We start from the raw sequence: 5,530 nt of genomic DNA, 5'->3' as shown, positions 1-5,530 counted from the left end.
CGATGCGCGCGGCAGGGTGAATGTCGGCACCCAGCACTTCGGAGATGCGGTTCTGCAGGAAATAGGCCATGGTCTTGCGCCCCTGCTGCCATAGCCAGTGGGTGACACGCTGGCTCTGGATGGCGTGGAAGCCCTTGAAGTACAACAGCGGTGTCGAATAGCTGTCGCAGGCCGGATCGCGCTCGAAGCAGGCGGTGATATCGGCGCGCATGGCGCGGCTGATGGTGTCGTCGGCCGACAGTGCCTCGTGGAACAGTTCCATCAGCGCACGCGCGTCCATGACCGGGCTGGCCAGCTTGCTCGACAGATGAAAAGCCAGCACATCTTCCAGCGAGGCATGACGCAACACCGTCATATGCAGAAAACTGGCCAATAGCGGCTCGTCGCGCGCAGCCAGTGCCGTTTCATCCAGAATGGCGCGCCACAAGGCATCGCCGTGTACATCATTCATAAACTAACCTTTTTACGTCACCGCAAAACAGTTGCGGCTTACATCAGTACCACGTCGAACTGTTCCTGCGTATAAGTACTTTCCACCGACAGCGATACCGGCTTGCCGATAAAGTCTATCAACATGGCCAGGCTCTGCGACTCCTCGTCGAGGAACATGTCGATCACCGGCTGCGAGGCGAGGATGCGGAAACCCTTGGCATCGAACTTGCGCGCCTCGCGCACGATTTCGCGCTGGATTTCATAGCATACTGTCTGCGCGGTCTTGATCTGGCCGCGGCCCTGACAGGTCGGGCACGGCTCGCACAAGATGTGCGACAGGCTCTCGCGCGTGCGCTTGCGGGTGATCTCGACCAGACCGAGGCTGGTAAAGCCGTTAAGCGTCACACGGGTGCGGTCGCGCGCCATGGCCTTGGCTAGCTCGGCCAGCACCGCCTGCTTGTGCTCATCGCTGTCCATATCGATAAAATCGACAATGATGATGCCACCCATATTGCGCAGTCGCAGCTGGCGCGCAATGGCGTGAGTCGCTTCCATATTGGTCTTGAAGATGGTCTCGTCAAAATTGCGCGTGCCGACGAAACCACCGGTATTCAGGTCTATGGTGGTCATTGCCTCGGTCTGGTCGACAATCAGATAGCCACCAAACTTGAGATTGACCCGGCGCGCCAGCGCACGCTCGATCTCGGCCTCGATACCATGCAGCTCGAACAGCGGACGATTGCCGCTATAACGCTCGATCTTGTCCACCGCCGACTGTACATACTGCTCGGCAAACTCGACCATGCGCTCATAGTTTTCGGTCGAATCGACAATGATCTTGCCGGTCTGGTCGCTGACCATATCCCTAAGCACCCGCACAGCCAGCGGCAGATCCTCATACAGGCAGCTCTGCGCCGGCAGATTTTGCGACTTGTGGCGGATATCGGCCCACAACTTGGACAGGTATTCAATATCGGCTGCCAGTTCGGCATTGCTCGCGCCCTCGGCACTGGTACGCACGATATAACCATGCGGCGAACCGGCCGGCACCAGGTTCTCCATGCGTGCCTTCAGGCTGTGGCGTTCGGCCTCGCTCTCGATCTTCTGCGAGATACCGATATGCTCGTCCTGCGGCAGGTGCACCAGAAAGCGCCCAGCCAAGGAGATCTGCGTAGACAGCCGCGCACCCTTGGTATTGATCGGGTCCTTGATCACCTGCACCAGCACGGTCTGGCCTTCGAACAGCATCTTTTCGATACGCTGCGGCTCGGCCGGATGCTGGCGCTGCTCGAGCACGTCGGCGATATGCAGGAAGGCGGCACGCTCCAGGCCGATTTCGACAAAGGCGCTTTGCATGCCGGGCAAGACGCGCTTGACCTGACCCAGATAGATATTGCCGACGATACCGCGGCTGGCGGCGCGCTCGATATGCAGCTCCTGCACCACCGAGTCTTCCAGCACGGCCACCCGCGTGTCCTGCGGCGTGATATTGACGAGAATCTGTTCCTGCGGCCGTACGATATCGCGCGGCAAAGTAATGGATTGATGCAGCATGGCGACCGACCTCAAGGAAAAGTGAAGCCGAATTCAGCCAGCAAGGCCGCCGTTTCAAACAGGGGCAGGCCCATCACACCGGTAAAGCTGCCATCGATGCGGGACACGAATACTGCTGCATGCCCCTGAATTCCGTAGGCGCCGGCCTTGTCGAACGGCTCGCCACTGGCGATATAGCGTTCGATATCTGCATCGGATAAAGGGCGAAAGCTCACCTCGGTCACACAGGTCGCCACGCTCAGCTTGTCATCCTGACGGATGGCCACGCTGGTCACCACCTGATGGCTGCGCCCAGAAAACGCACGCAACATGCGCGCGGCGTCTGCGGCATCGACCGGCTTGCCGAAAATCTCGCCATCCTGCACCACCGTGGTATCGGCCGACAGCAGCGGGCGCGAAGGCAGACCGCAGCTTTGCACCACAGCCCAACCAGCCGCCGCCTTGGCCGCCGCCAGACGCTCGGTGTAGGCAATGGCCTCTTCACCCGGCAAAACCGACTCGTCGATGTCGGCATGGATGCGCTCAAAAGCCACGCCCAGTTGCTGCAACAGTTCACGCCGGCGCGGGCTGCCCGACGCAAGGTAGATATGCGTATCGCTGGTAGTCATAGTCATCATGCCGAAGAATAAATTTTATTGGCATCTAGGTTACCAGAAGCAGCCCTGCCCCCGCACTTCATCTTCAGTCGGCCTTGAGTGCTTAAGCGTGCGAGCCATTCAGATAAGGGAAGAAAAGCCGGTCTTCGCGCAGCATATGGCGGGCAATCACCTCATGCGCCAGAAACTGGAATAGTTCGCCTATGCTGGCTTCGCCCTGTTCGAAACGGGCACAAAGCGCATATGCCTGTGACAGCAAACCGGCGTGTATGGCGGCATGCTGTTCTGCTTCCGGATAGCCGGCCGCGCGAATGGCAGCTTCTTCATGCTGGAAATGCTGACTGACATCGGCCAGTAACCTGGCAATCAGCTCGGCAATAGATTCGCGCGAGCGCATCTGCAATACCGCATCCAGCAACTGGTTGCAGATGGCAAATAGCGCCTGATGTTCGGCATCAATGCCGTCATGCCCGCTTTCATAAGCCCTGCGCCAGCTCAGTTGCAAAAAACCGACGTTGGAAAAAGCATCGCCCTCTTTCTCGTCAAAACTGGCCGCCTCTACCCGGTTGCGGCCGTCCGCTTTGGCGCGATACAAGGCTGCATCAGCGCGCTCGAACCAGGGTTGCCACGACTCGCCTGCCTGTCTGCCAGCGATCCCCAGGCTGATAGTGACTTGCAGGCTGCGGGAAAACGGCAAGGTAGCGACTGCAAGACGCAAGCGTTCGGCCAGACGCACGGCAGCCGCTTGCGGCGTGTCCGGACACAGCACCAGAAACTCCTCGCCGCCCCAGCGCACCAACACGTCGCTGGCCCGCAGTGCACCGCGAAGTCGCTCGGCCAGTTCGCACAGCACCTCGTCGCCGCAGGCATGGCCATGCGCATCATTGATAGTCTTGAAATGATCCACATCGACGATCAGCACGGAGAGCGGACTCCCTTGCTGCTCGGCACGGGCAATCTCGTTATGGATATGACGCTCAAGGAAATGGCGGTTGCGGGTGCCGGTCAAACGGTCGGTGGCCGCAATGCTCTCCAGGTCGGCAATATTCTGCTGCAACTCACGGTTATTGGACTCGGCATTCTGCAGTGCCTGGCGCAAGTCCTGTGCCGCGCGCGGCTCTTCGACCACCACCACGCCGCTGAGTGCGGTGTGGTTACTGTCATCATCCGACAGTGGAAACTCGACCAGCATCAGTCGGGAAGACGGTTCAAACTCGCAGACGGAATGCCCTTCCTGCCTGACCCGGTGATTAAGCATGGCCAAGTGCTTGGCTACTTCCACGGGGAAACAATCCTGATCCGTCAGCCCCTGCACGGTGTCGCGCCCTAGCAGGCGGGAAAAAGCCGGTGTCGAGGACAGATATCGCCCCCCCTCTCCCCGAATCGCAACTGTCGCGCTGCTATGCGGTAAAGCCGCAGACCAGCTAGAGGCAAGGCCATGCCGTGAATTTTTCATCGTTCCCTACGCAGATAGAATGTAGCACCTATCATACACCAAAGCTTCCGGCCTCATGCCCGAGCACGCCGGATAGAAAAAGACCCGGCGCTGCCGGGTCTTTTTAGTGCTCAGCCAGCTTAAGCCAGCTTGCCGTGGCACTGCTTGTATTTATGGCCGGAGCCGCACGGGCACGGGTCGTTGCGACCGATGCGTATGCCTTGTGCTGCCAGCACTTCCGGCGCATACGGATTATCCTCCCCCGCCTCGCCCAGTGCCGAGCCCGGCTCCTGATGGTTCAGCGACATGCCGGCCACCTCGTGCGGAGCAATCGCTTCGGCATCGGCCGCGCTGTTGACCTGTACCGTCATCAGCACACCGACCACGCTCTTCTTGATGCGTTCCAGCATGTCGGCGAACAGCTCGAACGCCTCGCGCTTGTACTCCTGCTTCGGGTTCTTCTGCGCATAGCCGCGCAGATGGATGCCCTGACGCAGATGGTCCATGGCAGCCAGATGCTCGCGCCAATGATTATCCAGCATCTGCAGCACCAAAGAGCGCTCGAACTGGCGCATTACACCATCACCGGCCAGCTCGACTTTAGCCAGATAGGTTTCTTCGGCCAGCTTGAGCACGCGCTCCTTGATCTGCGGAATGTCCAGCGCCGGTTCGGCCTTGATCCATTCGGCTATCGGTGCCTGCAGCTGGTATTCGCCTTCCAGCGCGGTTTCCAGGCCCGGGATATCCCACTGCTCTTCCATCGACTCCGGCGGCAGATACAGATCAACCAGATCGGCAATCACGCCTTCGCGCATATGGGTCACGACGGCGGAGACATCTTCGTCTTCCAGGATCTCGTTGCGCTGGCCGTAGATCACCTTGCGCTGGTCGTTGGCAACGTCGTCGTACTCCAGCAACTGCTTGCGGATGTCGAAGTTACGGCCTTCTACCTTGCGCTGCGCATTCTCGATCGAACGGCTCACCCACGGATGCTCGATCGCCTCGCCTTCCGGCATCTTGAGCTTTTCCATGATGGCGCCAACACGCTCGGAGGCGAAGATGCGCAACAGCGGGTCTTCCAGACTCAGATAGAAGCGGCTGGAGCCGGCATCACCCTGACGACCGGAACGGCCGCGCAACTGGTTGTCGATACGACGCGATTCATGACGCTCGGTGCCGATGATATGCAAGCCGCCCGCCGCCAGTACTGCGTCGTGGCGCAACTGCCATTCGGCGCGGATCGCGGCGATTTTTGCCGCTTTCTCATCCGCGCTCAGGCGCTCGTCCGCCTCGATCGCCTTGATTTCCGGCTCTGGGTTGCCGCCCAGCACGATGTCGGTACCGCGACCGGCCATATTGGTCGCCACGGTAATGATGCCGGCACGACCTGCCTGCACGATGATATCGGCTTCGCGCGCATGTTCCTTGGCGTTCAGCACATTGTGCGCAATACCCGCCTTGGTCAGCAGCGTATCGATCAGCTCGGAGTTCTCGATGCTGGTGGTGCCCACCA

General features: G+C 59.8%; 5 protein-coding genes. All 5 read right to left on the bottom strand.

All coding sequences use genetic code 11. From position 1 onward, the window contains the following. A partial coding sequence (locus EGI20_RS16035; protein WP_498632669.1) for a serine acetyltransferase domain-containing protein occupies positions 1 to 451 on the bottom strand: 451 nt, incomplete at its 3' end. 38 nt (positions 452 to 489) lie between these two features. Then, entirely contained in the window at positions 490 to 1,986 is a 1,497-nt protein-coding gene (gene rng, locus EGI20_RS16030; protein WP_498632667.1) for a ribonuclease G, read from the bottom strand. A gap of 11 nt (positions 1,987 to 1,997) precedes the next feature. Continuing rightward, positions 1,998 to 2,594 carry a Maf family protein gene (locus EGI20_RS16025; RefSeq protein ID WP_124735016.1) on the bottom strand — a complete coding sequence of 199 codons (597 nt, stop codon included), beginning with the start codon at positions 2,592 to 2,594 and terminating at the stop codon, positions 1,998 to 2,000. A gap of 91 nt (positions 2,595 to 2,685) precedes the next feature. Beyond that, positions 2,686 to 4,038, bottom strand: coding sequence for a diguanylate cyclase (locus EGI20_RS16020; RefSeq protein WP_498632665.1), 1,353 nt, complete (start codon positions 4,036 to 4,038; stop codon positions 2,686 to 2,688). Positions 4,039 to 4,157: 119 nt separating this feature from the next. Beyond that, positions 4,158 to 5,530 (bottom strand): preprotein translocase subunit SecA (locus tag EGI20_RS16015; RefSeq protein WP_498632664.1); only part of this gene is annotated, 1,373 nt, incomplete at its 5' end.

It is taken from the genome of Aquitalea sp. S1-19, from assembly GCF_024343515.1.
This window is presented reverse-complemented; position numbering and strand designations above follow the sequence as displayed.